Source organism: Olleya sp. Ti.3.14 (assembly GCF_038154885.1).
Classification (GTDB): Bacteria; Bacteroidota; Bacteroidia; order Flavobacteriales; family Flavobacteriaceae; genus Olleya.
Map to the genome: position 1 here is coordinate 811,212 of NZ_JBAKAO010000001.1, position 24,734 is coordinate 835,945.

Genomic DNA, 24,734 nt, shown 5'->3' on the forward strand with positions numbered 1-24,734 from the left:
TAATAATAGAATATGCTTATAATTGGAATTGCAGGAGGTACTGGTTGTGGAAAAACAACAGTTGTTAATCAAATTTTAAATCAGTTGCCTGAAGGCGAAGTTGGGATAATTTCTCAAGATTCGTATTATAAAGATACAAGTCACTTGTCTTATGACGAACGAATCAAAATCAACTTTGACCATCCAAGATCTATAGATTTTGATTTATTAGAACAACACCTAAAAGATTTAAAAGACGGACAAATCATAGAACAACCTGTGTATTCATTTGTAAAACACAACAGAACAGGAGACACTATCAAAACTAAACCAAGAAAAGTTATGATAGTAGAAGGTATTTTGATACTAACACATCCTGAGCTAAGAGAAATGTTTGATATTAAAATATTTGTTCATGCAGACAGCGACGAACGATTAATAAGAAGATTAAAACGAGATATCACTGAACGCGGAAGAGATATAGACGAGGTTTTAGCAAGATACCAAAACACACTAAAACCAATGCATCAACAGTTTATACAACCAATGATGGAATATGCTGACATAATAATACCTAACAATAAGTATAATACTGTAGCTGTGGACATTGTTAAGACCATTATTAACGAAAAACTACAATAACAAATACAATGAAGTGGTACAAAAACATATATATAATTATCCTCATCAGTTTTGGTGTATGGATGATTTTTTTTGACACCAACTCATTAATAAGCCATCATGAAGTCAACCAAGAATACAACAAGCTGGAAGACGAGAAAGATTACTATAAAAAAGAAATTGCAAAAGATAAAAAAGCTATAAAAAAACTAAGTACAGAAGATGGTTTAGAAACTTTTGCAAGAGAAAAATATTACATGAAAAAAGAAAACGAAGATATTTATATCATCGAGTATGAAGACAGTTTAAAAATTAAAAACAATGACTAAATCCCTTTTTTCTGCATTTGAAAAAGTATCATCTAAAGCTTGGAAACAAAAAATCCAAGTAGACTTAAAAGGTGCTGATTACAACGATACACTAATTTGGAAAACGACTGAAGGTATTGATGTACGTCCTTTTTATCATCAAGACGAAATGTTGGATACTTTAAAACTACAACCACAACAATGGTCTGTTGGTCAAATTATTTTTGTCCAAAATGAAAAAGCATCTAACAGTAAAGCCATAAATGCTATTGAAAGAGGTGCCGAAACCATTAAATTTATAATCCCAAATAAACAAACTTCAGCTTTAAAAACACTTGAGAATATAGATTTAAACGCTACTAAAATACAATTAGAATTATTATTTTCAGATTCAGAATATATTAGTAACCTAAATACAATAGCTTCTAACGTACAAGTTATTGTTGATCCTATTGGTCATTTGGCAGCTACAGGAAATTGGTTTGAAACCACTAACAATGCGCTTGTTTTATCAAATCAAATTACAGTCAATACCACGACTTATCAAAATGCAGGTGCTTCAATTATACAACAATTAGCTTACGGATTAGCACATTTAAATGAATACTTTAACGATATAACCTACAATAGTACGGAGTTAAAAAAAGTATATTTTAATACAGCTGTTGGTACTAACTATTTTTTTGAAATAGCAAAACTTAGAGCCTTACGCTCACTATACAATACCTTAGCATCAGAGTACGATTGCCAAGCTCAATTAATTATTAACGCCATTCCTACCAAACGTAACAAAACAATCTACGATTACAACACCAATATGTTACGTACAACCACAGAGTGCATGAGCGCTATACTTGGTGGTGCAAACACAGTATTTAATTTACCTTACGATGCTATTTACCATAGAGACAACGAGTTTGGAGAGCGTATAGCGCGTAATCAACTTTTAATTTTAAAAAACGAAAGCTATTTTGACGCTGTAAATAATGCATCAGATGGTAGTTATTATATTGAAACATTAACAACACAGTTAGCAGAAAAAGCTTTAACCTTATTTAAAGATATTGAAGCTAATGGTGGTTTTATTGCTCAGTTAAAAGAAGGCATTATTCAGAAAAAAATTAAAGAAAGTGCAACCAAAGAACAAGAATTATTTGATAGTGGTAAAATTACATTATTAGGAACTAATAAACATCCTAATAAAGACGATAAAATGAAAGATGAATTAGAGTTATTTCCGTTTTTAAAAACTAACCCAAGAAAAACTCTGATTATTCCTATCATAGAAAAAAGACTTGCCGAAATTTTAGAACAAAACAGATTAAAAACCGAATAAATTTTTACTTAATTATCTTAATTATGAACACACGTATTTTTAAAATAGCCTTAGTATTGATTATAACTTTTAATGTAAGTTGTAAAAAAGCTGAAGTAAAATTAGCTGAATTTAAATACGCAGACCTACCTAAAGCAGTAAATTGCGACTCTGGATATGACGACTTATTAAGTGAGGCATTGTATGCTTTTGAACAGGATATAGTAAATAAATACGATCCTAAAACAAAAAATAAACTAAGAGCTTACAGAGCATATATAAGTAATTATATTTCAAACAGAACCGCTTTAGAGCAAATCGTTACTCCACATACCAAAGCGGTATATGATGTATTAAAATCTAAACAAGAATTATGGGATGGTAACCATTTAAATTATAATAGTACAGCTATAACTTGTATAATAGACAGTATAAAAGACAAAGGGTTACAACAAACTTTAAATGCTTTAAAAAGTACAAATAGCATGAATTCTGAGATATTTGCTCCACCATTACGAAGCAATACGTCTTATTCTAGAGACACAAACCTAGCGACCTTTATAGCATTAGACTTATTTTATTCAAAATTTAATACAATAGATTTTACAACGGTAGACTTATCTCTTAATCAACCTAAAGATCAACCAATAGATTTTAATAAAAGACCTGTCAATACACCTGCAAAACAACAAAAGGAAGAAGATCACACAGGTCACAACCATAATTAAAACGATTACGTTTTAAATTTATATGGCAGCTTATTAAACACAACAAACATAATCAGACAATGTCCAGAAAAGACCTTCAACATATAACGCTAAAAACAGATAGTAAAAGTGCTAAGCCTTTAACTAACACGCCTTTTTTAACTGCTGAAGACATACCTGTAAAATCAGAATACACCAAAGATGATTTAAAAGAGGTTAGTCATTTAGATTTTGTTGCTGGGTTAGCTCCAAACCTTCGTGGACCATATAGCACAATGTATGTCAGAAGACCATGGACCATACGCCAATATGCAGGTTTTAGTACTGCTGAAGAGAGTAATGCCTTTTACAGACGTAATCTAGAAGCAGGTCAAAAAGGACTATCCGTTGCTTTTGATTTAGCCACACACAGAGGGTACGATTCCGATCACGAACGTGTAGTTGGTGACGTTGGTAAAGCAGGAGTAGCAATAGACTCTGTTGAGGACATGAAAGTTTTATTTGACCAAATACCGTTAGATAAAATGTCTGTATCTATGACTATGAATGGTGCAGTGTTACCAATAATGGCGTTTTACATTGTAGCTGCAGAAGAGCAAGGTGTTAAACCAGAGCTATTAGCTGGAACCATACAAAATGATATTTTAAAGGAGTTCATGGTGCGTAATACTTACATCTATCCTCCTACGCCTTCAATGAAAATTATATCGGATATTTTTGAATACACTAGCAAAAATATGCCTAAATTTAATAGTATAAGTATTTCGGGATACCATATGCAAGAAGCTGGTGCTACTTGTGATATCGAGCTGGCTTATACGTTAGCAGATGGTCTAGAATACATTAAAAAAGGACTAGATGCAGGAATGGATATTGACACCTTTGCACCTAGACTATCCTTTTTCTGGGCAATTGGTATGAATCATTTTATGGAAATTGCCAAAATGCGCGCTGCACGAATGCTTTGGGCGAAAATGGTAAGTCAATTTAGTCCTAAAAACGAAAAAAGCTTAGCCTTACGTACACACTGTCAAACAAGTGGTTGGAGCTTAACAGAGCAAGATCCATTTAATAATGTGGCGCGTACAACTATTGAGGCAGCAGCTGCAGCATTTGGTGGTACACAAAGTTTACACACAAATGCTTTGGATGAAGCTATAGCTTTACCAACAGATTTTTCGGCACGTATTGCACGTAACACTCAAATATTTTTACAAGAAGAAACTAATATTACAAAAACAGTAGATCCTTGGGCTGGAAGTTTTTATGTAGAAAAACTAACTCATGATATTTCAGAAAAAGCATGGTCTTTAATTGAAGAAGTCGAAGCACTTGGAGGTATGACAAAAGCGATTGAAGCAGGAATACCTAAACTTCGTATTGAAGAAGCTGCTGCACGTAAACAAGCACGTATTGACTCTGGTCAAGATATAATTGTGGGTGTTAATAAATATGTTTTAGACCAAGAGGATGCTATTACAACCTTAGAAGTTGATAATCAAACTGTACGTCTACAGCAAATAGAAGGTTTAGAAAAAATTAAAGCTGAAAGAAATACAAACCAAGTTAATATAGCGCTAACAAATTTAACCGAAGCTGCTAAAACAGGTCAAGAAAATTTATTAGCTTTAGCTGTAATAGCAGCTAGAGAACGTGCTACTTTAGGCGAAATAAGTGATGCTTTAGAAGCTGTTTTTGGACGTTATAAAGCACAAATTAAATCTTTTTCAGGCGTGTATAGTAAAGAAATTAAAGACGATAAATCTTTTGCAAAAGCAAAAGCATTGGCAGATCAATTTGCAGAGCAAGATGGTCGTAGACCTCGTATTATGATTGCCAAAATGGGACAAGATGGACATGATCGTGGTGCAAAAGTTGTAGCTACAGGTTATGCAGATGTTGGTTTTGATGTGGATATTGGACCATTATTTCAAACACCACATGAAGCAGCAAAACAGGCAGTAGAAAATGACGTACACATACTTGGTGTGTCATCATTAGCTGCTGGACACAAAACATTAGTGCCTCAGGTTATTGAAGAGCTTAAAAAGTATGGTCGCGAAGATATTATGGTAATTGTAGGAGGTGTTATACCTAAACAAGATTACCAATATTTATTTGATGCTGGAGCTGTTGCTGTTTTTGGACCTGGAACTAAAATTAGCGAAGCTGCGATTAAAATTTTAGAGATTTTAATCGATTAGAATCACATGGGACTTTAAAAAAAATTATCCATAACCATAATTACGTTTGTAGTTCTAGTGTCTTGCGGAAGTAGTAATGGTACTGGTAGCACAAATGCTTCTATTGTTTTAACTGAAAACATAAATACAACTTTTAATAATGAGTACAAACGTCATATTAAAGAGTATTATGGGCAAATTGAAAGTAAAGAATATGAAGTCATCTGTAAAAAAATAGAGCAAGAATTGCCTTATAAAATTTCACCACAAGACGCTGTTTTAATCCATTTTAGACAACAAGCTGACAACTGTATTTCTATGCGTGAGAATGGATCAAATTATTTAAAAAGCTTAAAATTTAATTTAAAAATGTCTTCTAAAGTTTCAAGAGGTCAAGGTTTATCAGACTTTTTTGTATTTACTAAAGATGCTTATTTAATGGATCGTGTAGCTATGAAAAATAATTTCATCATGGATTCTGGTTTCTTCTCAAATAATATTTTTACTGAGCGTGAAATGTGTTCTGCATTTATTATCATAAAACCAAACGGGAAATTCTTAAAATATTATGGAGAAGATTATTAAACTAAAATTAACGATTTTTTAAAAACTGACTAACAGTTGTTTATAAAAAAGAAGATTGTTCTTAGCTATTTCTGTTTAAAATAAAAGGATATCAAAAATTAGATAACTATAAAAAAACAAAGTAGTTAAAAGCCCTAAACTATTCTAAATCTTTGTTTTAAATTTTATAAATCAACAAATTATCTAATAGTTACAACTGCTAGCACTAAAGTTTGATTAAGTGTTAACAACTAACATTTCATTTCCTCATAAATAATTGTATTTTTACGCTGGACTTTTAGCTTTAGTTAAAAGCTAAATTTCAATTAAAACCAATTCAAATTAATGGGTAAAATAATAGCAATTGCCAATCAAAAAGGTGGTGTTGGTAAAACAACAACCTCTGTTAACTTAGCTGCATCGTTAGGTGTTCTAGAAAAAAAAGTACTATTAATTGATGCAGATCCACAAGCAAATGCATCGTCAGGTTTAGGGATTAATGTTGAAAACGTAGACATTGGTACCTATCAATTATTAGAACATACAAATACAGCAAGAGAAGCTATTGTCAAGACTGATACACCTAATCTTGATATAATCCCTGCTCATATTGACTTAGTTGCTATTGAGATTGAATTAGTGGATAAGGACCAAAGAGAATACATGCTTAAAAAAGCATTACAGGATATAAAAGATGATTACGATTATATACTTATAGATTGTGCACCATCATTAGGTCTATTAACCCTTAACGCTTTAACTGCTTCAGATGCTGTAATTATTCCTATCCAATGCGAGTATTTTGCATTAGAAGGTTTAGGTAAGTTATTAAATACGGTAAAAAGTGTTCAAAAAATACACAATCCAGAATTAGATATTGAAGGATTATTGTTAACCATGTACGATTCGCGTTTACGCTTATCCAATCAAGTGGTGGAAGAAGTACAAAAGCATTTTAACGATATGGTTTTTAAAACTATCATACAACGTAACGTAAAACTAAGTGAAGCACCTAGTTATGGAGAAAGTATTATAAATTATGATGCTTCTAGTAAAGGTGCAAGTAACTATTTAAGTTTAGCTAAAGAAATTATTACAAAAAACTCCTAATTTATGGCGAAGGCAACCAAAAAACAGGCTTTAGGACGTGGACTTTCAGCATTACTAAAAGATCCCGAAAACGATATACAATCTGCAAAAGATAAAAACGCAGACAAAGTAATAGGTAATATAGTCGAGCTAGATTTAGACTTTATTGAAATGAATCCATTTCAGCCTAGAACTAACTTTAACGAAGAAGCTTTACGCGAATTAGCATCTTCTATTAAAGAGTTGGGTATTATACAACCCATTACTGTTAGAAAATTAGGATTTGAAAGTTACCAATTAGTCTCTGGAGAGCGTCGTTTTCGTGCTTCAAAATTAATAGGATTAGAAACTGTACCTGCCTATATTAGAATAGCAAATGACCAAGAAAGCCTAGAAATGGCATTGGTTGAAAACATACAACGTCAAGATTTAGATCCAATCGAGATTGCTTTAAGCTACCAACGTTTAATTGACGAAATCCAACTAACACAAGAGCAAATGAGCGAACGTGTTGGTAAAAAACGTAGTACTATTGCTAACTATTTACGTTTATTAAAATTAGATCCAATCATCCAAACCGGAATGAGGGATGGATTTTTATCAATGGGACATGGTCGTGCAATTATAAACATTGAAGACCAAAATATTCAGTTAGAGATTTACGAAAAAATATTAAGTAATAAATTATCTGTAAGGGACACAGAAACCTTAGTACGAAACTACAATACAACTAACGAGGTTAAGACGCCTGTTAAAAAAGAAGCAGAAGAATTACCAAAATATGTTAAAAAAGGAGTTGCAGCATTTTCAGAATACTTTGGACACAAAATAGACGTTAAAGTAGCTAGTAACGGAAAAGGAAAAATAACTATTCCGTTTCATTCTGAAGAGGATTTTAATCGTATTAAAAAGTTAGTAGAAGGTGATAAATAAGTCACACATACTTGTTATTATATGCTGTTTTATTTGTGCACTATCTTTTGCGCAAGAAGGCTCTGATTCTACGAAAGTAGAAATAGAAAGCCTACCTGACACCAAAGTATTAAAAACAAGGAAGAAAAATAAAAAAGAAAAAGCTGTCATAATCGACTCAACTGTTTTAAAACAAGTTAAAGCGTATGACCCATTAGCTCCATCTAAAGCTGCTTTTTACTCTGCAATATTACCTGGTTTAGGTCAGGCTTACAATGGTAAGTACTGGAAAATCCCTATTGTGTATGCTGCTATTGGGACAGGTGTCTATTTTTATATTGACAATAACAAGCAATATAATCGTGTAAGAGATGCTTATAAAAGAAGATTGGCTGGTTTTAGTGATGACGAGTTCCAGAACAGGTTAACCGATGACGGTTTGCGTGAAGCACAAAAAAATTATAGAAGAAACAAAGAGCTATCCTTACTAGTTACCTTTGGATTATACGCTTTAAATATTATAGATGCCAATGTTGACGCGCACTTGCTTCAATATAACATTAGTAATGACTTAAGTTTAAGACCGCATTATAAAATTGAAGAATTTGATAACGTTGGACGCGTTGGTCTATCTTTAAATTTTCAATTTTAATTAAATACTATTTCATGAAAATCGCTTTACTAGGCTATGGTAGAATGGGAAAAGCAATAGAAGCTATTGCTTTACAACGTGGGCACACCATAGTAATCAAAACGTCTCAAGATAAAGATTACGATATTACGACTGCAGATGTTGCTATAGACTTTAGTGTCCCAACTGCTGCTTATAATAACATTAGTAACTGTATAAACCATAATGTACCTGTAATATCTGGTACCACAGGATGGTTAGAAAAATACAACGCTATAGTTTCGCTTTGCGAAAAACAAAAAGGAGCTTTTATTTATGCTTCTAATTTTAGTTTAGGCGTTAACATCTTTTTTGAACTTAATCAATACTTAGCTAAAATGATGGCTAAATTAGAAGATTATAAAGTTGATATTGAAGAAATACACCACACACAAAAACTAGATGCTCCAAGTGGAACTGCTATTACTTTAGCCGAAGGTATTATACAAAATAATAAGGCTTACACTAGATGGGATTTAGAAAAAGCTAAAGACCAACAGAGTATTGCAATACACGCAAAACGTATTACAGATGTACCAGGAACGCACACGATAAGTTATAATAGTCCAATAGATACCATAAAAATTGAACACGAAGCACATAACAGACAAGGTTTTGCTTTAGGTGCTGTGATAGCTGCAGAATGGATTATAGATAAAACTGGCGTATTTACTATGAAAGATGTGTTAAATATTGGGTAACTTTATTATTTTTAACAACATTTGTAACTAACAACTAACCAAAGTCTTTTAGACAACTACCTTAATAAAAATAATATGGACGTAACACAGTGGATTATATTTTTCTTTGTCATACAAATTTTACATGGTTTAGCTACTTGGAAATTATACATTAAGGCAGGAAAACAAGCTTGGGAAGCCTTTATACCTGTATATAATGCTGTTGTTTTAATGAAAATTATAAATAGACCTTGGTGGTGGACCATTTTACTATTTTTACCTATTGTTAACTTAATTTTGTTTCCGGTAGTTTGGGTAGAAATTGCTAGAAGTTTTAAAAAAAATACTCCATTAGATACTTTTTTAGCCATATTTACACTAGGTTTTTATAGCTTTTATTTAAACTATGCTGCCAAAGACCTAAATTACGTTAAAGACCGAAGTTTACAACCAAGAACAGAATTAGGTGATTGGGTAAGTTCTATATTATTTGCGGTTGTAGCTGCTACTATTGTGCATACTTATTTTATACAACCTTTTGTTATTCCTACGTCCTCTTTAGAAAAAACATTATTAGTTGGTGATTTCTTATTTGTTAGTAAAGTACACTATGGTGCACGTACACCAGAAACAACTGTTGCTTTACCAATGATTCATGACGCTATTCCTGGAACATCAACACCTTCATATTTTAAATTCCCACAACTACCTAAATTTAGATTTCCTGCATTTCAATCTATAAAACGTAACGATATTGTAGTTTTTAATTGGCCTGTAGATACTCTAGTTGATATTAATAATGAAAATGGTGGTGTTAGATATAAACCAGTAGATAAAAAGACTAATTACGTAAAACGTTGTGTTGGATTACCAGGTGATACACTATCAATTAAAGATGGTTATGTATACATAAATGGTAAGAAAAATGAATTACCAGACAGAGCTAAATTACAGTTTTTTTATAAAGTTATTCTTAACGATGTTTCTGCTGAGTCTATTTACCAAAAATATGGTATCACAGAAAATTATGAACGTTACGTTTTTAAAACACCTACTGATAACTGGAATAAACCTGAGTTTCAAAATTACTTAAAAGTAAAAAAGATTGGAACAGAAGTTATTAAACAGGACTCGACTGAGGTTAGGTTTTTATCAAATTTGGATCAAAAATCATTCGATTTATTAAAACTAGAAATTGCTGAAAAAGCACTTTATGTTAACTTAACAGAGGATTTAGCTAATATAATGACTAGCGATCCAGATGTTTTAACCGTAACCAAAGACCTATCAAATAGTACTACCGAAAACATTTTTCCAAAATCACAAGGTTACACATGGAATCGTGACTTTTTTGGTCCAATTTACATTCCTGAAGCAGGAAAAACTATTGCACTTACTTTAGACAATTTACCACTTTACAAACGTGCTATTACAGCCTATGAAGGAAATACACTTAAAGTAAACGGTAACCAAATATTAATTAATGACAAGGTTGTAGACTCTTATACTTTTACTGAAGATTATTATTGGATGATGGGAGATAATAGACATAACTCACAAGATGCCAGAATGTGGGGATTTGTACCATTTGACCATGTCGTTGGAAAACCTGTATTAGTTTGGATGAGCTGGGACTCTAACGCTAAAGGTATAAACAAAATACGCTGGAATAGATTATTTACTACTGTTGGTGGTAATGGAAAATTAACCTCATATTTCATTCCGTTTTTAGTATTATTAGGTTTAATCTATGGATTTAATAAATACAGAAAACGTAAAAAAGCGTAGTCAATACTAATAGATTGTACTAATTAATGGACATTTTACTTCATCCTACCTATTTTCCAAGCATTGCTCAGTTTACTGCTATAGCAAATGCTAATAGTGTTACGTTTGAAATTAATGATAACTACCAAAAACAGTCTTACAGAAACAGAGCCTATATATACGCAGCAAATGGAAAACTACAACTAAGCGTTCCTGTTATTCATAGTCATAAAAAACGTCAGTTATACAAGGATGTAAAAATAAGTGATCGCGAAAAATGGCAGTTGTTGCACTGGAAAAGTTTAGAGTCTGCTTATCGTACGTCACCTTTTTTTGAGTTTTATGCATATGAATTACAACCGCTTTTTAAATTAAAGTCAAAATTTATATTTGATCATAATTTAAAATGTTTTGAAGTTATTACTGAGTGTTTACAATTGGATATTACACCAAAATTTACATCAACATTTGAAAAAGAACCAAAAACACTTACCGATTTACGCTTTTTAACAAATGCTAGGCAAGAACAGCCTAATGTATTTGAAAATTACAACCAAGTGTTTACAGAAAAGCATGGCTACATTAATAATTTAAGTATTTTAGACTTGTTATTTAATGAAGGTACCAACGCACTACCCTATTTAGAAAACCAAATACAACCTTAAATGTATAAAGACATTATACATTATGGCATTCATTTTATAGTACCTGTAATCGTTGCTTTACTATTTTTTAAAAAACAATGGAAGTACGCTTTAGGTATTATGCTACTTGGTATGCTAATTGACTTGGACCATTTATTAGCCACTCCTATTTTTTTACCTAATAGATGTAGTATTAATTTCCATCCACTACACTCCTATTATGCGATTATTGTTTATATCGCATTAATAATACCTAAAAAGACAAGGCTTATAGGGTTAGGATTGGTTATACATATTATTGCCGACTTTACGGATTGCATGATGATGACTTAGTCACAGTTAATCACGCCTTAGCTTAATAGTTACTATAGTTAAAAACTAACTTTAGTCATTATTGGATAGTGGTCCGAAAACTCGACATCAAAGGTCTTAAAACTATTGACTGTCCATGATTTATCTACTAATATAAAGTCAATCCTTAACGGAAAAAATTTAAAATTATAAGAACGTCCAAAACCATTACCCTGTTGCTTAAAGGTGTCTTTCATATCATCCTTTATAGCATTGTAAACATATGAAAAAGCAGAATTGTTAAAGTCTCCAGAAATAATGACTTTATAAGGACTTTTTTTCTTGTGCTCTAAAAACAATTCGGTTTGCGTTTGTTGAAGCTTGAAGGTCTTTCCGATTCCGTTTAATAATTTTTCAGAATTTTCGGTCGTTAAGCTTTGAACTCTAGGATCAATCCTTAGCGATTGAAGATGTAAATTATAAACTCTGACAGTATCTTTACCTTTAACTATATCAGCAAATATGGCATTATTGGCTGTATTAGGAAAATTAACAGAACCCGAATTAATAATTGGATATTGAGAAAAAATAGCTTGACCTAATTTAGTTTTTTTACCTTCTAGTTTTTGATAATTATATTTATAAAACGAGAAATCAATATTATCTTGAGGATGATACTCTTGAATACATAAAATTTGCGGACTTTGCTCCTTAACAAATTGGACTAACTTTAAATCTATATCCTTTTCTGGTATCCAATCATAAAGATTAAATAAACGGACATTATAATTCATTATAGACAAACTTTCAGCATCGTCTTCTTCCCAATTAGAAAATTTATATAAGGATCCAAATAAAAAATAACCAATAGAAATAACTACAAGTGATAATAAGAGTTGCTTTTTAATTTTAAACAACCAATACACAAAAAACAAAACGTTAAGCAAGATTAATAAAGGAACGCCTAAACTTAAAACTGAAAGTATTGCAAAGGTTTTTGGAGGAATGTTAGGTAAAACATAAGAGAGTAGTAACAAAAAAGCCACAATGGAATTGATGATAAAGACAACTTTTTCGAAAAATCTTAAGTTTTTCATATACACTAATTAGTGACTACTTTCCTGCTTTAAATAGATATTCTTTTTCTTCTTTAGACAAACTATCATATCCACTTTTACTTATTTTGTCTAAAATAGTATCAATTTTTTTCTGGTTATTAAATTGATTAAACTCTTCTTTTTTATAACCTGCTACTTTACTTTTTTTATGAACCGTTTTCATTTTTACTTTTTGTTTAGCTTTAAATAACATACTAAACCAATCCATAAAACGTCCAAATCCAGTTCCAATATCTTGACCTTTGACTAATTGTTTAGCATATACATAACCTAAAATAGCACCTCCAAGATGCGCTAAACTACCACCTTGGTTATTTCCGTTTACAATACCTAAAATGTCAAGACCTATAAGTACTGCTCCAATCCACCATAATTTAAGATTAAACGTAAAAAACCTTATATCCTTGTTGGGCATATAAGCACAGATAAAAATAAGTAATGCCCTAACACCTGCTGAAGCACCTAAAACATAAGCATTAGCAGTAAATATATTAGGAAAAATATTATAACCTAACAAAAAGACTAATCCTCCTGTTATAATACCCATAAAATAGATATTTAAAGCCATTTTAGGACTAAACAGATTTAACATCATACGTCCTAAAAAATAAAGCCATAACATGTTAAATAATAGGTGTAAAAAATCAAAATGTAAAAAACCATAACTAACTAAAGTCCATGGTTTACTTAAAAAAGCCCAAAAGTTACTAGGCAAATATATCCATGAAAAAAAACCAGGTATAATCTTTCTAAACAAAGCAGCAAATAGAAAAATAATAACATTTAGTGCTATAATTTTTTCTAAGACATTAAGTCTTGCATATTTATATTTAAGTTGCTCTATTTGATTCATTTTTATCTATCCCAACGGTTTTTATTAAATTGTGTTTTACGCCAATACCACATAATTATAAACCCTATAATTGCACCACCAACGTGAGCCAAATATGCTGTATTGCTTGGGCTAAAAAAGGATTGACCAGTAAACGCTGATATTACATCCAATAGTATAATTCCTGGAATAAAATATTTAGCTTTAATAGGTATGGGTAAGAAAATCATCATTAACTCTGCGTTTGGATTCATCATACCAAAAGCTGCTAAAACACCCATAATACAACCTGATGCTCCTACCATTGTACTATTGTGGATTAATACATTAGTCTCAAATAATGCCTGATAAGACGCCTGATTAATTACACTTGCGCTAATATTATTATCTGCTAAATACACGGTTAGTTGTTCTTGTAAAAGTTGTCCTGTGTATTGGTTACCATCTAAAATATTAAAATTAATAATATCATTAATAGCGGTTTTACTTAAACCAGACTCCATTAAACTTTTTAAAGCAGGAAGATAATCCCAATAATAACCTGCTAATTGGAACAATACAGCTCCTAAACCAGCAGAAAAGTAAATAAACAAAAATTTATTTCGACCTAAACGTTGCTCAACTGGACCTCCAAACATCCATAATGCAAACATATTAAATAATAGATGTGTAAATCCACCATGCATAAACATGTGCGTTACTACTTGCCAAGGCTTAAAAGCATCACTTGCAGGAAAATGCATTGCAAATAAATCATAAAACAAACGACCATCTCCAACAGTCATTGTACCTACAAACATAAGTACGTTTATGATTATTAAATGTTTTACAGTATCTGTTATTCTCATCATACGTTACATAAATTTTTTCTCTAACTCATCCACAGACATCGTAATAAAAGTGGTTCTGTTAGTAGGTGACACATTAGGCTCCTTACAAGCAAACAAACGATTTACCAAATGTTCTTGCTCTGTATTGGTTAATGATTGTCCTGTTTTAATCGCTAAGCTTTTAGCCATAGATTTTGCTAATAAATCTGTTGCAGAAAAGTTACTATCTGGCACTTCATTTTCTACATCGCTAATTAATTGCTCTAAGATTATGGATACTTCGCTTTCTGGCACATTAACTGGTACACCTGTTATTTCTACTGTTTCATTTTTAATAGATTGAAAAACAAAACCTGTAGACTCCAAGTCCTCTTTTAATTGATTTATTAATGCTATTTCTTGCTTTGAAAAGTGTAGGTCTAACGGAAATAATAGTTGTTGGCTTACACCTTCTTTAATTGTAATATGTCTTAAATAATCTTCATATAACACACGTTGGTGTGCACGATGTTGATCTATAACTAACATTCCAGATTTGATGGTACTTATTATAAATTTATTATTTAATTGATAAGTGGATTGCTTTGTTTCTACTTCATTTTCATTTTTAAAAAAGCTCTCGGTATTTGGTTCGCTTTCAAAATGCACTTCACTAAACTCTGTATTTGTTTTTGTGCCTTTAGATTCTAAACCAACATATAAACTGTCCCAACTTGCTGTAGCAACAGGTTCTTTTTTGTAGTTAGAGACATTTCTAACTTTAGGTGTTTCCTCTTTAAATGGATTAAATGTACGATCCACCTCAACACTTGGCATTCCTTTTTGTTGGTAACTGTATGGCGTATCCAAATTGGCATCTCTGTCAAAATCTAAAACTGGAGCAATATTAAACTGCCCTAAACTATGTTTTACTGCAGATCTTAATATAGCGTATAATGTATGTTCGTCATCAAACTTAATTTCGGTTTTAGTTGGATGAATATTTATATCTATTGTTTGCGGATTAACTGTTAAATTTAAATAATAACTAGGCTGTGCACCATCTTTAAGTAAACCTTCAAAAGCAGAATTAATAGCATGATTTAAATACGCACTTTTAATAAAACGGTTATTGACAAAGAAAAACTGTTCGTTTCTAGATTTTTTAGCAAACTCTGGTTTACCAACAAACCCTGAAATGGTCAACACTTCGGTAGCTTCCTCAACAGGAACTAACTTCTCATTAGTTTTATTTCCAAAAATATTTACAATACGCTGTCTGTAATTGCTTTCTGGTAAATTAAAAGTCTCACTTCCATTGCTAAACATAGAAAAGCTAATAGATGGATGTGCTAATGCTACACGATGAAACTCGTCTATAATATGTCGTAATTCGACTGTATTAGACTTTAAAAAGTTACGTCTAGCAGGAATATTAAAAAATAAATGTTTTACGGATAATGATGTCCCTTTTGGTGTCACAACAACTTCTTGAGACTTAACTTCACTACCTTCTATAATTATAGTGGATCCAAGATCTTCATTGTCTTGCTTCGTTTTAAGCTCGACATGCGCAATTGCAGCAATACTTGCCAATGCCTCACCTCTAAATCCTTTAGTATGTAATTGGAATAAATCCTCAGCAGATTTAATTTTTGATGTCGCATGACGCTCAAAACTTAATCTAGCGTCCGTCGTGCTCATCCCTTTACCATTATCGATAACTTGGATTAACGTTTTTCCTGCATCCTTAACTATTAACTTAATAACTGTTGCATCTGCATCGATAGCGTTTTCCAACAACTCTTTAACAACAGACGCTGGACGTTGTACAACCTCTCCTGCTGCAATCTGATTGGCAACATGGTCTGGTAATAGTTGAATAATATCTGCCATAAGTCTAATTAGGGAAGAAAATAGATAAATCGAAACCTATAATTAATAAAAATAAAAACACTAAAACAGCTACAATTAAAACAATCCTTCTATTGGCAGTTTTATCTGTATTGTTTTTTAAATCTTCGATAGCATTATTAAATTTCTGCTTTAAATTAGGATTGTCTCCTACTGTAGTCCTATGCTCGTCAAACTTATGTTTTATTTCAAATGGACTACCCTCACCTTTGTAAAAACGAGGTGTATAATCAAATTTTTTATTTTTTCGTTTAGAGAGAAATCCCATAGTAAAAGATTACTTAATTTTAGTTTCTAAATAGTACATTAAAGCAGCCAAAAAAAGCAAAACTCCAACTAAAAAAAATAACGTATTGCTTTTTTTAGAATTAGTCTTAGATTTTCTTGAACCATTCCAGCTAGTATTTAAACTCTCTTTTAGCTTTACAGCTGAGTTTTCTTCTTTAGAAAAACGGGATTGGTAGTTAAATTTTTTATTTTTCTTTTGACCAAACAAGCCTTTACAGTTTTAATGTGATTAATATCCAAAAATACTGAAAATACTACAGAAAGGTTGTTTAAGAATGCTAAAAAATGTTAACAGAATTTTAGGCGTTTTTACGTAGTGTTGCCATCTTTAAAGCTGCAACTGCTGCCTCTACACCTTTATTACCATGTTTACCACCAGAACGATCAATAGCTTGTTGCAACGTATTATCTGTCAATACACAAAAAATAACAGGTGTCTCTGTAGTAACATTAAGGTCTTTAATACCTTGGGCTACTGCATCACAAACAAAATCAAAATGTTTAGTCTCGCCTTGGATTACACTTCCTATCGCAATGACAGCATCAACACTTTGTGCTATCATTTTTTTAGAACCGTAAATTAACTCGTAACTTCCTGGCACATCCCAAACCAAAATATTTTCTGGTTGCACATCATGTTCTAAAAGTGTGCTTTTAGCACCTTCTAACAACCCTTGTGTGATATTGTCATTCCATTCTGAAACAACAATCCCAAACCGAAATTGCTTTCCGTTTGGGATTGATGCTTTATCGTATGCTGATAAATTTGTTGTTGCCATAAGCTTATTTAGTTAGACATTGCTTGCGCTTTTCCAATAAACACTTCTGCTTGAGTAGCTTCTGGTGAGTTTGGATAGTTGTCTTTTATTTTATTAAAAAAGTCTAATGCTTTAGATGCTTTACCTAAGTCTAAAGCAGTAATTCCTGCTTTGTATAGATATGTTGGAGCTGTAAATTCGTTTTGACGTAAGTTAGCAGCTTGTGTATAATAATCTAAAGCGTTTTCATTATCTGTTAATTGTACAAAAGCATCTCCTATTGCGCCTTTAGCCATAGGTGCTAATGCTTCATCTTCACTTTCAAACTTATCTAAATAAACAATTGCTTGTTCGTAGTTTTTAATATTTAAATAAGCCATACCAGCATAATAATTAGCTAAGTTTCCTGCAGCAGTACCACTATATTGGTCTGCAATATCTACCATACCTAATTTACCTTCACCTCCTTTAAGTGCTAGATTGTATAAAGAATCTTGTGCTACACCATTTGTAACAGCTTCATTAAAGAATTTTTGTGCTTGGTACATTTCATTCATTGCTTCACCTTGCTTAGGCTTAACTATAAATTGTTGATAAACTAAATAACCTAAAGCTAATGCAGCTACAACACCAATTATTATAAAAATGTTTTTCTGATTTTTTTCAACAAACTCCTCTGCTTTGTTTGCAGATTCGTCTAATGTATTAAAAACTTCAGCAGTTGTTGAGCTTTCTTCAACCTCTATTTCCTTTTCTACTTTAGTATTTGGTTTGTATCCTCTTTTCTTGTAAGTCGCCATATTAGTTTTATTAATGCGCACAAAAATATAATTTTTCTTCAGAAATAAAAGGTTATTATTTGATAATTTTCAATAATTTGCACATCCTTATTAGGCTACCCTATTTAAAACCCTATATCCTAGCAATAACTACATGATTTTAAAATCTTTAGCGCTTTTAAACTATAAAAATTTCGACTCTAAATCATTCGAGTTTAACCATACTATTAACTGCCTTGTTGGTAATAATGGTGTTGGAAAAACCAATGTATTGGATGCAATCTACCATTTATCCTTTGGTAAAAGCTACTTTAATCCTGTAGCATCACAGAATATTAAATATGACGAAGAGTTTTTTGTTATTAATGGTGAATATGACAAAGACGAAAAAACAGAAAACATTGTAGTAAGTCTGAAAAAAGGACAAAAAAAAATTATAAAAAGAAACAGCAAAGCTTACGACAAGTTTAGTGATCACATTGGTTTTTTACCTTTAGTGATAATAAGTCCAGCTGACAGAGATTTAATCATTGAAGGTAGTGATACTAGACGAAAATTTATTGATAGCGTTATTAGCCAAAGCGATAAAAACTACTTAAGTAATCTAATTAATTACAACAAAATTTTATCTCAACGCAACTCATTGCTTAAATATTTTGCTGCAAATCACACTTATAATAATGACACTGTGGATGTTTACAACCAACAACTACAACAATATGGAACCCTTGTTTTTGAAAAAAGAAAACAGTTTTTAGAGTCATTTATACCTTTATTTAAAGCTAGATACAAAGCCATAAGCAATAATAACGAGGACGTAAGTTTAAATTATAAAAGTGATTTGTTTGAGGACAGCTTAGAACAGCTATTAAAAAAAACAATTAACAAAGACAAGGCATTACAATACACTAGTGTTGGTGTACATAAGGATGATTTAGAATTTAATTTAGGCGAATATCCAATTAAGAAGTTTGGAAGTCAAGGACAACAAAAATCATTTTTAATTGCGCTTAAATTAGCACAATTTGATAGTATAAAAGCTATTAGTGGTGATAATCCTATTTTATTATTAGATGATATTTTTGATAAATTAGACGAAACACGTGTAGCACAAATTATTAAATTAGTTAATGATGAAAATTTTGGACAAATCTTTATTAGCGACACACATGCCGAACGTACTGAAAACGCTGTTAAACAAGTACATCAATCGTATGAAATATTTAAATTATAATATGAAAAAGACGTATTACCTATTATTAATAGTACTAGTAGGATGCTCAAAAAATCCTGAAGATTTAAAGCAACACCTTTCGGGTTATTGGGAAATAAACGAAGTAACCTTAAGTAATGGTACAAAAAAAGTGTATAATATAAACGAAACAATAGATTATATAAATTTAGATAAAGACTCTGTTGGGTTTAGAAAGAAACTAAAACCAAACTTTAATGGGACTTACCAAACCTCTAAAGATGTTGAACATTTTATTTTTAAAGTAGAAAACGACAGTCTTAACCTTTATTATAAAACACCATTTGCTAACTGGAAAGAAACTATTTTACACGCTAGCAAAGACAAATTACAGATTATGAATCAAAATAAAGATTTGTATTTATATAAACGCTACACACCTATAACCGTAGACTAATGGCAAAACGAAACAACAACTTACTTAATATCTCTGACGCATTAAAAGATTTTGTTACAGAAAACAACCTGGAAAAAGGACTGGATAAAGTTAATGTAAAAGACGCTTGGGCAAAATTAATGGGTAATGGTATTACTAATTATACCACAGCAATCGAGCTTAAAAAAGACATACTTTATGTACAACTAAGCTCTAGCGCACTTAGAGAAGAGCTTAGTTATGGTAACCAAAAAATAATTAAGTTATTAAACGAAGAACTAGGTAAAGAAATAATTAAAAAACTGATATTGAGATAATTGAAAATAATACCAGCAAAATATATTTTTTAAAATAAATTAAAATTTACTTTATAGTATTATTAAATATTATATCTTTGAGACATTATTAACAAATTTTTTTTATTACAATGGCTCAAGGCACAGTAAAATTTTTCAATGATTCTAAAGGATTCGGTTTTATAACTGAAGAAGGATCAGACAAAGACCATTTCGTACACATCTCTGGACTTATCGACGAAGTTCGTGAAGGTGATGTTGTAGAATTCGATTTACAAGAAGGAAGAAAAGGTATGAACGCAGTAAATGTAAAAGTAGTATAATTATATATTTTCTATTTAAATCATTACAAAAAAAGCCTTTCCACACGGAAAGGCTTTTTTAGTTAAAATTGCTAAATAATTGAAAATAAATAAAATAAAAGTGCATTATTAAAATTATTGGTACCATCTTTGCAATAATTAAAATAATTAATATTAAATTTTATTACAATGAGTAAAGGCACAGTAAAATTCTTCAATGACGCTAAAGGTTTTGGATTCATAACAGAAGAAGGTGTAAACAAAGACCATTTTGTACACATTTCAGGATTAATCGACGAAGTTCGCGAAGGTGACGAAGTTGAATTCGACTTACAAGAAGGTAAAAAAGGATTAAACGCAGTTAACGTTAAAGTAATTTAACAACTACCATATATCTTTAAGATTAAAGCCTCTCTATTTATTTAGAGAGGCTTTTTTTTGTTTTTAAATCCAAAACACTTCAAAGTCTTTAATTATAAAACAAAAAAAATCCAGCAAAAAGCTGGATTTTCTAATTTATATAGTTTTAAAACTAAAACATTTCACGTCCAGCAAAATGGAAAGCACCTTCAATAGCTGCGTTTTCATCACTATCACTTCCGTGTACTGCATTTTCGCCAATAGACGCTGCATATAATTTACGGATCGTTCCCTCTGCTGCATCAGCAGGATTAGTTGCACCAATTAAAGTTCTAAAATCTTCAACAGCGTTATCTTTTTCTAAAATAGCAGCTACAATTGGTCCACGTGTCATGTACTCAACTAACTCACCATAAAAAGGTCTTTCACTATGTACAGCGTAAAATGCTTCAGCATCTTGCTTAGTCATGTGTGTTAATTTCATTGCAACGATTCTAAAACCTGAAGCGTTAATTTTTTCTAAGATTGCGCCAATGTACCCTTTTTCAACAGAGTCAGGCTTAAGCATTGTAAATGTTCTGTTAGTTGCCATTTTTTTATTTTAATGTTATCTAATTTATTTAAAACAACAATCCTTTTATAGTTAAAAGTGCTTGTTAATTTTGTGCAAAAGTACGCCATTTATTAAGAAAAACAATATATTCGAATATTAAAAAATTGTATCTTCGTGGGCTATGACAAAACAAGACATTACAGCAATTAAACAGTTATTAGAAACACCTAAAAAAATTGTAATTGTAAGCCATAAAAATCCTGATGGAGACGCTATTGGTTCTAGCCTAGCCTTATTTCATTATTTAACAAAAACTAATCACTTAGCTACGGTTATTGTACCAAACGATTATCCTGATTTTTTAAAATGGATACCTGGTCAGGATTTGATTTTAAAATATGATAGTCAAAAAGAAGAAAGCGAACAAGCACTAAATGAAGCAGATATCATTTTTGCTTTAGATTTTAACGCGTTTCACAGAACTGGTGACATGGAACACGTGTTAACAGACTGCAAAGCATTAAAAATAATGATAGACCATCATCAACAACCTGATGATTTTGCAAAATATATGTACAGTGATGTTAGCATGAGCTCGACTTGTGAGATGGTGTATAATTTTATTGACATGCTAGAGGACACACCTATAATAGATAGCAATATAGCTACAGCAATTTACGTAGGTATTATGACAGATACAGGATCGTTTAGATTTAGATCTACTACAAGTGCAACGCATAGAATAATAGCTAATTTAATAGACAAAGGTGCAGACAACACCATGATACACAATCAAGTATACGACACTAACAGCTATAACCGTTTGCAATTATTAGGTTGTGCTTTAAGTAATTTAAAAGTTGTACCAGAATCTAGAGCTGCTTACATTACGTTATCTCAAAAAGAATTACAACAATTTGATTACAAAAAAGGAGATACTGAAGGTTTTGTAAACTATGCTTTATCTTTAAACAATGTTGTACTTGCAGCTATATTTATCGAGGATTTACAACAAGGTATCATTAAAATTTCATTAAGATCTAAAGGTGATTTCTCTGTTAACGAAATGTCTAGAGCTTACTTTCAAGGTGGTGGACACACCAATGCTGCAGGAGGAAAAAGTGATGTAAACTTAGAGGAAACCACAGAAAAATTTATTAGTATATTACCACAATACAACACAGCACTACATGAAGCGTAATTTAGCCATACTATTACTAATATTAATTACTGTTTTAAGTTGTAAAACACCTGAAGCTAGAAAACCAAAATCGGTTAGTTCGGGATCTTTTATCGACCAATCTGTTGCTAGAAACAAAGCGTTAAACAAAAAAGAAATTAAAGCAATTGAAACAGTAATAGCAAGTCAACCACAAAATGATTATAAAACATCAGGCAATGGATTTTGGTACTATTACAATACTAAAATTGAAACAGATAGCATTGTAAAACCTGATTTTGCAGACATTGTAAACTTTAATTATGACGTAAAAGCTTTAGATGGAAAAACCATTTATACTGAAGAAGAATTAAAAACACAAAATTACGCAATGGACCAACAAGAACTTTTTACAGGTTTACGTGAAGGTCTAAAACTAATGCAAGCAGGAGAAACGGTAACCTTTTTGTTTCCATCACATAAAGCTTATGGCTATTATGGAGACGAAAACAGAATAGGAACAAATACACCACTAATCTGCAAAGTTACAGTTAACACAATTACTAAAAAAGAATAGAAACAAACCCAATATTAAAATGAACAAATTAATTAAAACAATGAAACTATTATTGATTGCTCTTTTGGTTAGTATGGCTAACACATCTTGCCAAGATAAATATCCAGATTTGGAAGACGGATTATATGCCGAATTTGTTACAAATAAAGGTACAATGGTTGCCAAGTTATTTTACGACAAAGTGCCTGTAATGGTTGCTAACTTTGTTGGTTTAGCAGAAGGTACTCACCCAAAACTAGATGACTCTTTAAAAGGAAAACCTTTTTACAATGGTGTTACTTTTCACCGAGTAATGGATAAATTTATGATTCAAGGTGGTGACCCAACCGGAACAGGAACTGGAAGTGCTGGATATAAATTTTTTAGCGAATTTGATACAGACTTAAGTCATGACAAAGCAGGGATTTTATCTATGGCTAATTCTGGTGGATTAGACACAAATGGAAGTCAATTTTTTATTACCGAAATACCTAAGCAAAACCTAGATGCTTTTTACGCAGACGGAAGTTTAAAAAACTGTGGTGCACCAAGGGTAAGTTGTCACTCTGTATTTGGAGAATTAGTTAAAGGTATTGAAGTACAAGACACAATCTCTAACGTTAAAGTTACACCTGGAAGCAACAAACCAATTGAAGATATTGTTATCCAACAATTAAATATCATCCGTAAAGGTAAAGATGCTAAAGCATTTGATGCAGCTAAAGTTTTTACAGAACAAGAGCCACTTTTACCACAAAAATTAAAAGATTTAGAAGTAAAAGCTCAAGAAATTTTGAAAGAAAAAGCTAAAGAAGCTGCTAACAACTTTAAAAAAGCTAATGCTGATATACCAGGTGAAGTAAAAGAATTTCCAACTGGATTAGTAATGATTATTGAAGCAAATCCAAACGGAGTTACACCAAAACCGTCAGATCAAGTATTAATTGATTGTACTGGATTATTTGAAGATGGACGTTTCTTCTTTTCTACAATAGAATCTGATGCTAAAAAATATGACCAATACAATGAAGACGCTGCAAAACAAGGTGCATACCAACCTTTTGCAATGCCTTATAACGAGTCTGCAACTTTAGTCCCTGGTTTTAGAGAAGCTATGCTAAATATGAATGTTGGAGATAAAGCTAGAATATTTGTACCAGGTTATTTAGGATATGGTGCTTCAGGTCGTGGTCCAGTACCACCAAATGCAAACCTTATTTTTGATTTAGAAATTGTATCAATCAAATAAATTATTTCTGTTTTACAGAAAAAAAGCACTCTTTATGAGTGCTTTTTTTGTTATAAACAATTTTATAATAGAGACTAAACCTTTATAAAAAACCAAATCCTACTCCTAAAAAGAAGTAGGATTGTGGCTCCTAACTAAACTAACCAATTACTTCTCTTCGCTTGTAAGAAATAATTTTCCTTTAATGACATCAAAGTGATGTATGCTATTAATCAACTATATTATCTTGAAAAGATTATGTCATTTATAAGTATATACGACACATTTCTAGTTTTGGACTTTTTAAATAGAATAAAAATTAAAATTTTAGAAAAAACAACATTTTATAACACCTAGATTTTAGCACACAATTAAATGATAATGCGCATTTCAAGCTATTTATGTTTTCAATATTTATTGAATA

General features: G+C 31.3%; 29 protein-coding genes. 21 read left to right on the forward strand and 8 right to left on the reverse strand.

Annotated features, from left to right (window positions below):
• Positions 1–12: 12 nt before the first annotated feature.
• The 13 genes from udk (at position 13) to V6251_RS03880 (ending at position 11,772) form a co-directional block, all read left to right on the forward strand.
• On the forward strand, positions 13–621 hold the full coding sequence (gene udk, locus V6251_RS03820) for a uridine kinase (RefSeq protein WP_145002328.1): 609 nt from the start codon (positions 13–15) through the stop codon (positions 619–621).
• Between the two features lie 8 nt (positions 622–629).
• Entirely contained in the window at positions 630–929 is a 300-nt protein-coding gene (locus V6251_RS03825) for an FtsB family cell division protein (RefSeq protein WP_292949522.1), read from the forward strand.
• Entirely contained in the window at positions 922–2,244 is a 1,323-nt protein-coding gene (locus tag V6251_RS03830) for a methylmalonyl-CoA mutase subunit beta (protein ID WP_341587099.1), read from the forward strand. The genes V6251_RS03825 and V6251_RS03830 overlap by 8 nt, the downstream gene beginning before the upstream one ends.
• Before the next feature lie 23 nt (positions 2,245–2,267).
• Positions 2,268–2,951, forward strand: coding sequence for a hypothetical protein (locus tag V6251_RS03835; protein WP_341587100.1), 684 nt, complete (start codon positions 2,268–2,270; stop codon positions 2,949–2,951).
• Positions 2,952–3,010: 59 nt separating this feature from the next.
• Positions 3,011–5,134, forward strand: coding sequence for a methylmalonyl-CoA mutase (gene scpA, locus V6251_RS03840; RefSeq protein WP_341587101.1), 2,124 nt, complete (start codon positions 3,011–3,013; stop codon positions 5,132–5,134).
• Between the two features lie 57 nt (positions 5,135–5,191).
• A complete protein-coding gene (locus V6251_RS03845) occupies positions 5,192–5,698 on the forward strand; it encodes a hypothetical protein (RefSeq protein WP_341587102.1) in 507 nt (168 codons plus the stop codon).
• Positions 5,699–6,022: 324 nt separating this feature from the next.
• Entirely contained in the window at positions 6,023–6,787 is a 765-nt protein-coding gene (locus tag V6251_RS03850; RefSeq protein WP_145002341.1) for a ParA family protein, read from the forward strand.
• Positions 6,788–6,790: 3 nt separating this feature from the next.
• A complete protein-coding gene (locus tag V6251_RS03855) occupies positions 6,791–7,699 on the forward strand; it encodes a ParB/RepB/Spo0J family partition protein (protein WP_028281633.1) in 909 nt (302 codons plus the stop codon).
• Entirely contained in the window at positions 7,689–8,330 is a 642-nt protein-coding gene (locus V6251_RS03860) for a DUF5683 domain-containing protein (protein WP_145002345.1), read from the forward strand. The genes V6251_RS03855 and V6251_RS03860 overlap by 11 nt, the downstream gene beginning before the upstream one ends.
• 14 nt (positions 8,331–8,344) lie before the next feature.
• Positions 8,345–9,049 (forward strand): 4-hydroxy-tetrahydrodipicolinate reductase, encoded by a 705-nt coding sequence (gene dapB / locus V6251_RS03865; RefSeq protein WP_341587103.1) that lies wholly within the window; start codon positions 8,345–8,347, stop codon positions 9,047–9,049.
• Positions 9,050–9,124: 75 nt separating this feature from the next.
• The gene (lepB, locus tag V6251_RS03870; RefSeq protein ID WP_341587104.1) at positions 9,125–10,816 is read left to right on the forward strand and encodes a signal peptidase I; all 1,692 of its coding nucleotides are present in this window, start codon (positions 9,125–9,127) and stop codon (positions 10,814–10,816) included.
• A gap of 26 nt (positions 10,817–10,842) precedes the next feature.
• Positions 10,843–11,460: a WbqC family protein gene (locus V6251_RS03875; RefSeq protein ID WP_341587105.1), complete on the forward strand. Its 618-nt coding sequence runs from the start codon at positions 10,843–10,845 to the stop codon at positions 11,458–11,460.
• Positions 11,461–11,772, forward strand: a complete 312-nt coding sequence (locus tag V6251_RS03880; RefSeq protein ID WP_341587106.1) for a DUF6122 family protein — start codon at positions 11,461–11,463, stop codon at positions 11,770–11,772. It begins immediately after the preceding gene.
• A gap of 38 nt (positions 11,773–11,810) precedes the next feature.
• Here the strand turns inward: V6251_RS03880 and V6251_RS03885 are convergent, their stop codons facing one another.
• The 7 genes from V6251_RS03885 to V6251_RS03915 form a co-directional block, all read right to left on the reverse strand.
• Complete coding sequence (locus V6251_RS03885) at positions 11,811–12,827, reverse strand: endonuclease/exonuclease/phosphatase family protein (protein WP_341587107.1); 1,017 nt, start codon at positions 12,825–12,827, stop codon at positions 11,811–11,813.
• A gap of 16 nt (positions 12,828–12,843) precedes the next feature.
• Positions 12,844–13,701: a rhomboid family intramembrane serine protease gene (locus tag V6251_RS03890; RefSeq protein WP_341587108.1), complete on the reverse strand. Its 858-nt coding sequence runs from the start codon at positions 13,699–13,701 to the stop codon at positions 12,844–12,846.
• Positions 13,702–13,703: 2 nt separating this feature from the next.
• Positions 13,704–14,531 carry a rhomboid family intramembrane serine protease gene (locus tag V6251_RS03895; RefSeq protein WP_292949561.1) on the reverse strand — a complete coding sequence of 276 codons (828 nt, stop codon included), beginning with the start codon at positions 14,529–14,531 and terminating at the stop codon, positions 13,704–13,706.
• Between the two features lie 3 nt (positions 14,532–14,534).
• A complete protein-coding gene (mutL, locus tag V6251_RS03900) occupies positions 14,535–16,385 on the reverse strand; it encodes a DNA mismatch repair endonuclease MutL (RefSeq protein WP_341587109.1) in 1,851 nt (616 codons plus the stop codon).
• 4 nt (positions 16,386–16,389) lie between these two features.
• Complete coding sequence (locus tag V6251_RS03905) at positions 16,390–16,671, reverse strand: riboflavin synthase subunit beta (RefSeq protein ID WP_145002363.1); 282 nt, start codon at positions 16,669–16,671, stop codon at positions 16,390–16,392.
• 319 nt (positions 16,672–16,990) lie between these two features.
• Positions 16,991–17,470, reverse strand: coding sequence for a 6,7-dimethyl-8-ribityllumazine synthase (gene ribH, locus V6251_RS03910; RefSeq protein WP_341587110.1), 480 nt, complete (start codon positions 17,468–17,470; stop codon positions 16,991–16,993).
• Between the two features lie 8 nt (positions 17,471–17,478).
• A complete protein-coding gene (locus V6251_RS03915; RefSeq protein WP_145006699.1) occupies positions 17,479–18,249 on the reverse strand; it encodes a tetratricopeptide repeat protein in 771 nt (256 codons plus the stop codon).
• 133 nt (positions 18,250–18,382) lie between these two features.
• Here V6251_RS03915 and recF point away from each other — a divergent pair, with 133 nt between their 5' ends.
• From recF to V6251_RS03940, 5 genes are all read left to right on the forward strand, one after another.
• Positions 18,383–19,462 carry a DNA replication/repair protein RecF gene (gene recF, locus V6251_RS03920; protein ID WP_292949571.1) on the forward strand — a complete coding sequence of 360 codons (1,080 nt, stop codon included), beginning with the start codon at positions 18,383–18,385 and terminating at the stop codon, positions 19,460–19,462.
• Position 19,463: 1 nt separating this feature from the next.
• Positions 19,464–19,877 (forward strand): lipocalin family protein, encoded by a 414-nt coding sequence (locus V6251_RS03925; RefSeq protein WP_341587111.1) that lies wholly within the window; start codon positions 19,464–19,466, stop codon positions 19,875–19,877.
• Complete coding sequence (locus V6251_RS03930) at positions 19,877–20,173, forward strand: DUF721 domain-containing protein (RefSeq protein WP_292949577.1); 297 nt, start codon at positions 19,877–19,879, stop codon at positions 20,171–20,173. The genes V6251_RS03925 and V6251_RS03930 overlap by 1 nt, the downstream gene beginning before the upstream one ends.
• Before the next feature lie 110 nt (positions 20,174–20,283).
• Positions 20,284–20,475 carry a cold-shock protein gene (locus tag V6251_RS03935; protein WP_028281616.1) on the forward strand — a complete coding sequence of 64 codons (192 nt, stop codon included), beginning with the start codon at positions 20,284–20,286 and terminating at the stop codon, positions 20,473–20,475.
• 168 nt (positions 20,476–20,643) lie between these two features.
• Positions 20,644–20,835 (forward strand): cold-shock protein, encoded by a 192-nt coding sequence (locus V6251_RS03940; RefSeq protein WP_028281615.1) that lies wholly within the window; start codon positions 20,644–20,646, stop codon positions 20,833–20,835.
• Positions 20,836–20,986: 151 nt separating this feature from the next.
• Here the strand turns inward: V6251_RS03940 and V6251_RS03945 are convergent, their stop codons facing one another.
• Positions 20,987–21,406, reverse strand: a complete 420-nt coding sequence (locus V6251_RS03945) for a nucleoside-diphosphate kinase (protein ID WP_028281614.1) — start codon at positions 21,404–21,406, stop codon at positions 20,987–20,989.
• 142 nt (positions 21,407–21,548) lie between these two features.
• Between V6251_RS03945 and V6251_RS03950 the strand changes: the two genes are divergently transcribed.
• Genes V6251_RS03950 through V6251_RS03960 form a run of 3 tightly spaced genes read left to right on the forward strand, consistent with a single transcriptional unit; the run spans position 21,549 to position 24,331 of the window.
• Positions 21,549–22,568, forward strand: a complete 1,020-nt coding sequence (locus V6251_RS03950) for a DHH family phosphoesterase (RefSeq protein WP_341587112.1) — start codon at positions 21,549–21,551, stop codon at positions 22,566–22,568.
• Positions 22,558–23,103 carry a gliding motility-associated peptidyl-prolyl isomerase GldI gene (gldI, locus tag V6251_RS03955; RefSeq protein WP_099569773.1) on the forward strand — a complete coding sequence of 182 codons (546 nt, stop codon included), beginning with the start codon at positions 22,558–22,560 and terminating at the stop codon, positions 23,101–23,103. The genes V6251_RS03950 and gldI overlap by 11 nt, the downstream gene beginning before the upstream one ends.
• Positions 23,104–23,122: 19 nt before the next feature.
• Positions 23,123–24,331 carry a peptidylprolyl isomerase gene (locus V6251_RS03960; protein WP_341587113.1) on the forward strand — a complete coding sequence of 403 codons (1,209 nt, stop codon included), beginning with the start codon at positions 23,123–23,125 and terminating at the stop codon, positions 24,329–24,331.
• Positions 24,332–24,734 lie beyond the last annotated feature (403 nt).

Excerpts from the sequence above, each read along its gene's own strand:
- V6251_RS03905 (WP_145002363.1), bottom strand. The coding sequence starts at position 16,671 with ATGGGATTTCTCTCTAAACGAAAAAATAAAAAATTTGATTATACACCT.
- gldI (WP_099569773.1), top strand. The coding sequence starts at position 22,558 with ATGAAGCGTAATTTAGCCATACTATTACTAATATTAATTACTGTTTTA.
- V6251_RS03825 (WP_292949522.1), top strand. The coding sequence starts at position 630 with ATGAAGTGGTACAAAAACATATATATAATTATCCTCATCAGTTTTGGT.
- V6251_RS03830 (WP_341587099.1), top strand. The coding sequence starts at position 922 with ATGACTAAATCCCTTTTTTCTGCATTTGAAAAAGTATCATCTAAAGCT.
- recF (WP_292949571.1), top strand. The coding sequence starts at position 18,383 with ATGATTTTAAAATCTTTAGCGCTTTTAAACTATAAAAATTTCGACTCT.
- V6251_RS03945 (WP_028281614.1), bottom strand. The coding sequence starts at position 21,406 with ATGGCAACTAACAGAACATTTACAATGCTTAAGCCTGACTCTGTTGAA.
- V6251_RS03880 (WP_341587106.1), top strand. The coding sequence starts at position 11,461 with ATGTATAAAGACATTATACATTATGGCATTCATTTTATAGTACCTGTA.
- V6251_RS03960 (WP_341587113.1), top strand. The coding sequence starts at position 23,123 with ATGAACAAATTAATTAAAACAATGAAACTATTATTGATTGCTCTTTTG.
- V6251_RS03890 (WP_341587108.1), bottom strand. The coding sequence starts at position 13,701 with ATGAATCAAATAGAGCAACTTAAATATAAATATGCAAGACTTAATGTC.
- V6251_RS03935 (WP_028281616.1), top strand. The coding sequence starts at position 20,284 with ATGGCTCAAGGCACAGTAAAATTTTTCAATGATTCTAAAGGATTCGGT.
- V6251_RS03855 (WP_028281633.1), top strand. The coding sequence starts at position 6,791 with ATGGCGAAGGCAACCAAAAAACAGGCTTTAGGACGTGGACTTTCAGCA.
- V6251_RS03925 (WP_341587111.1), top strand. The coding sequence starts at position 19,464 with ATGAAAAAGACGTATTACCTATTATTAATAGTACTAGTAGGATGCTCA.
- V6251_RS03930 (WP_292949577.1), top strand. The coding sequence starts at position 19,877 with ATGGCAAAACGAAACAACAACTTACTTAATATCTCTGACGCATTAAAA.
- V6251_RS03915 (WP_145006699.1), bottom strand. The coding sequence starts at position 18,249 with ATGGCGACTTACAAGAAAAGAGGATACAAACCAAATACTAAAGTAGAA.
- V6251_RS03940 (WP_028281615.1), top strand. The coding sequence starts at position 20,644 with ATGAGTAAAGGCACAGTAAAATTCTTCAATGACGCTAAAGGTTTTGGA.
- V6251_RS03950 (WP_341587112.1), top strand. The coding sequence starts at position 21,549 with ATGACAAAACAAGACATTACAGCAATTAAACAGTTATTAGAAACACCT.
- scpA (WP_341587101.1), top strand. The coding sequence starts at position 3,011 with ATGTCCAGAAAAGACCTTCAACATATAACGCTAAAAACAGATAGTAAA.
- V6251_RS03835 (WP_341587100.1), top strand. The coding sequence starts at position 2,268 with ATGAACACACGTATTTTTAAAATAGCCTTAGTATTGATTATAACTTTT.
- udk (WP_145002328.1), top strand. The coding sequence starts at position 13 with ATGCTTATAATTGGAATTGCAGGAGGTACTGGTTGTGGAAAAACAACA.
- dapB (WP_341587103.1), top strand. The coding sequence starts at position 8,345 with ATGAAAATCGCTTTACTAGGCTATGGTAGAATGGGAAAAGCAATAGAA.
- lepB (WP_341587104.1), top strand. The coding sequence starts at position 9,125 with ATGGACGTAACACAGTGGATTATATTTTTCTTTGTCATACAAATTTTA.
- ribH (WP_341587110.1), bottom strand. The coding sequence starts at position 17,470 with ATGGCAACAACAAATTTATCAGCATACGATAAAGCATCAATCCCAAAC.
- mutL (WP_341587109.1), bottom strand. The coding sequence starts at position 16,385 with ATGGCAGATATTATTCAACTATTACCAGACCATGTTGCCAATCAGATT.
- V6251_RS03895 (WP_292949561.1), bottom strand. The coding sequence starts at position 14,531 with ATGATGAGAATAACAGATACTGTAAAACATTTAATAATCATAAACGTA.
- V6251_RS03850 (WP_145002341.1), top strand. The coding sequence starts at position 6,023 with ATGGGTAAAATAATAGCAATTGCCAATCAAAAAGGTGGTGTTGGTAAA.
- V6251_RS03885 (WP_341587107.1), bottom strand. The coding sequence starts at position 12,827 with ATGAAAAACTTAAGATTTTTCGAAAAAGTTGTCTTTATCATCAATTCC.
- V6251_RS03875 (WP_341587105.1), top strand. The coding sequence starts at position 10,843 with ATGGACATTTTACTTCATCCTACCTATTTTCCAAGCATTGCTCAGTTT.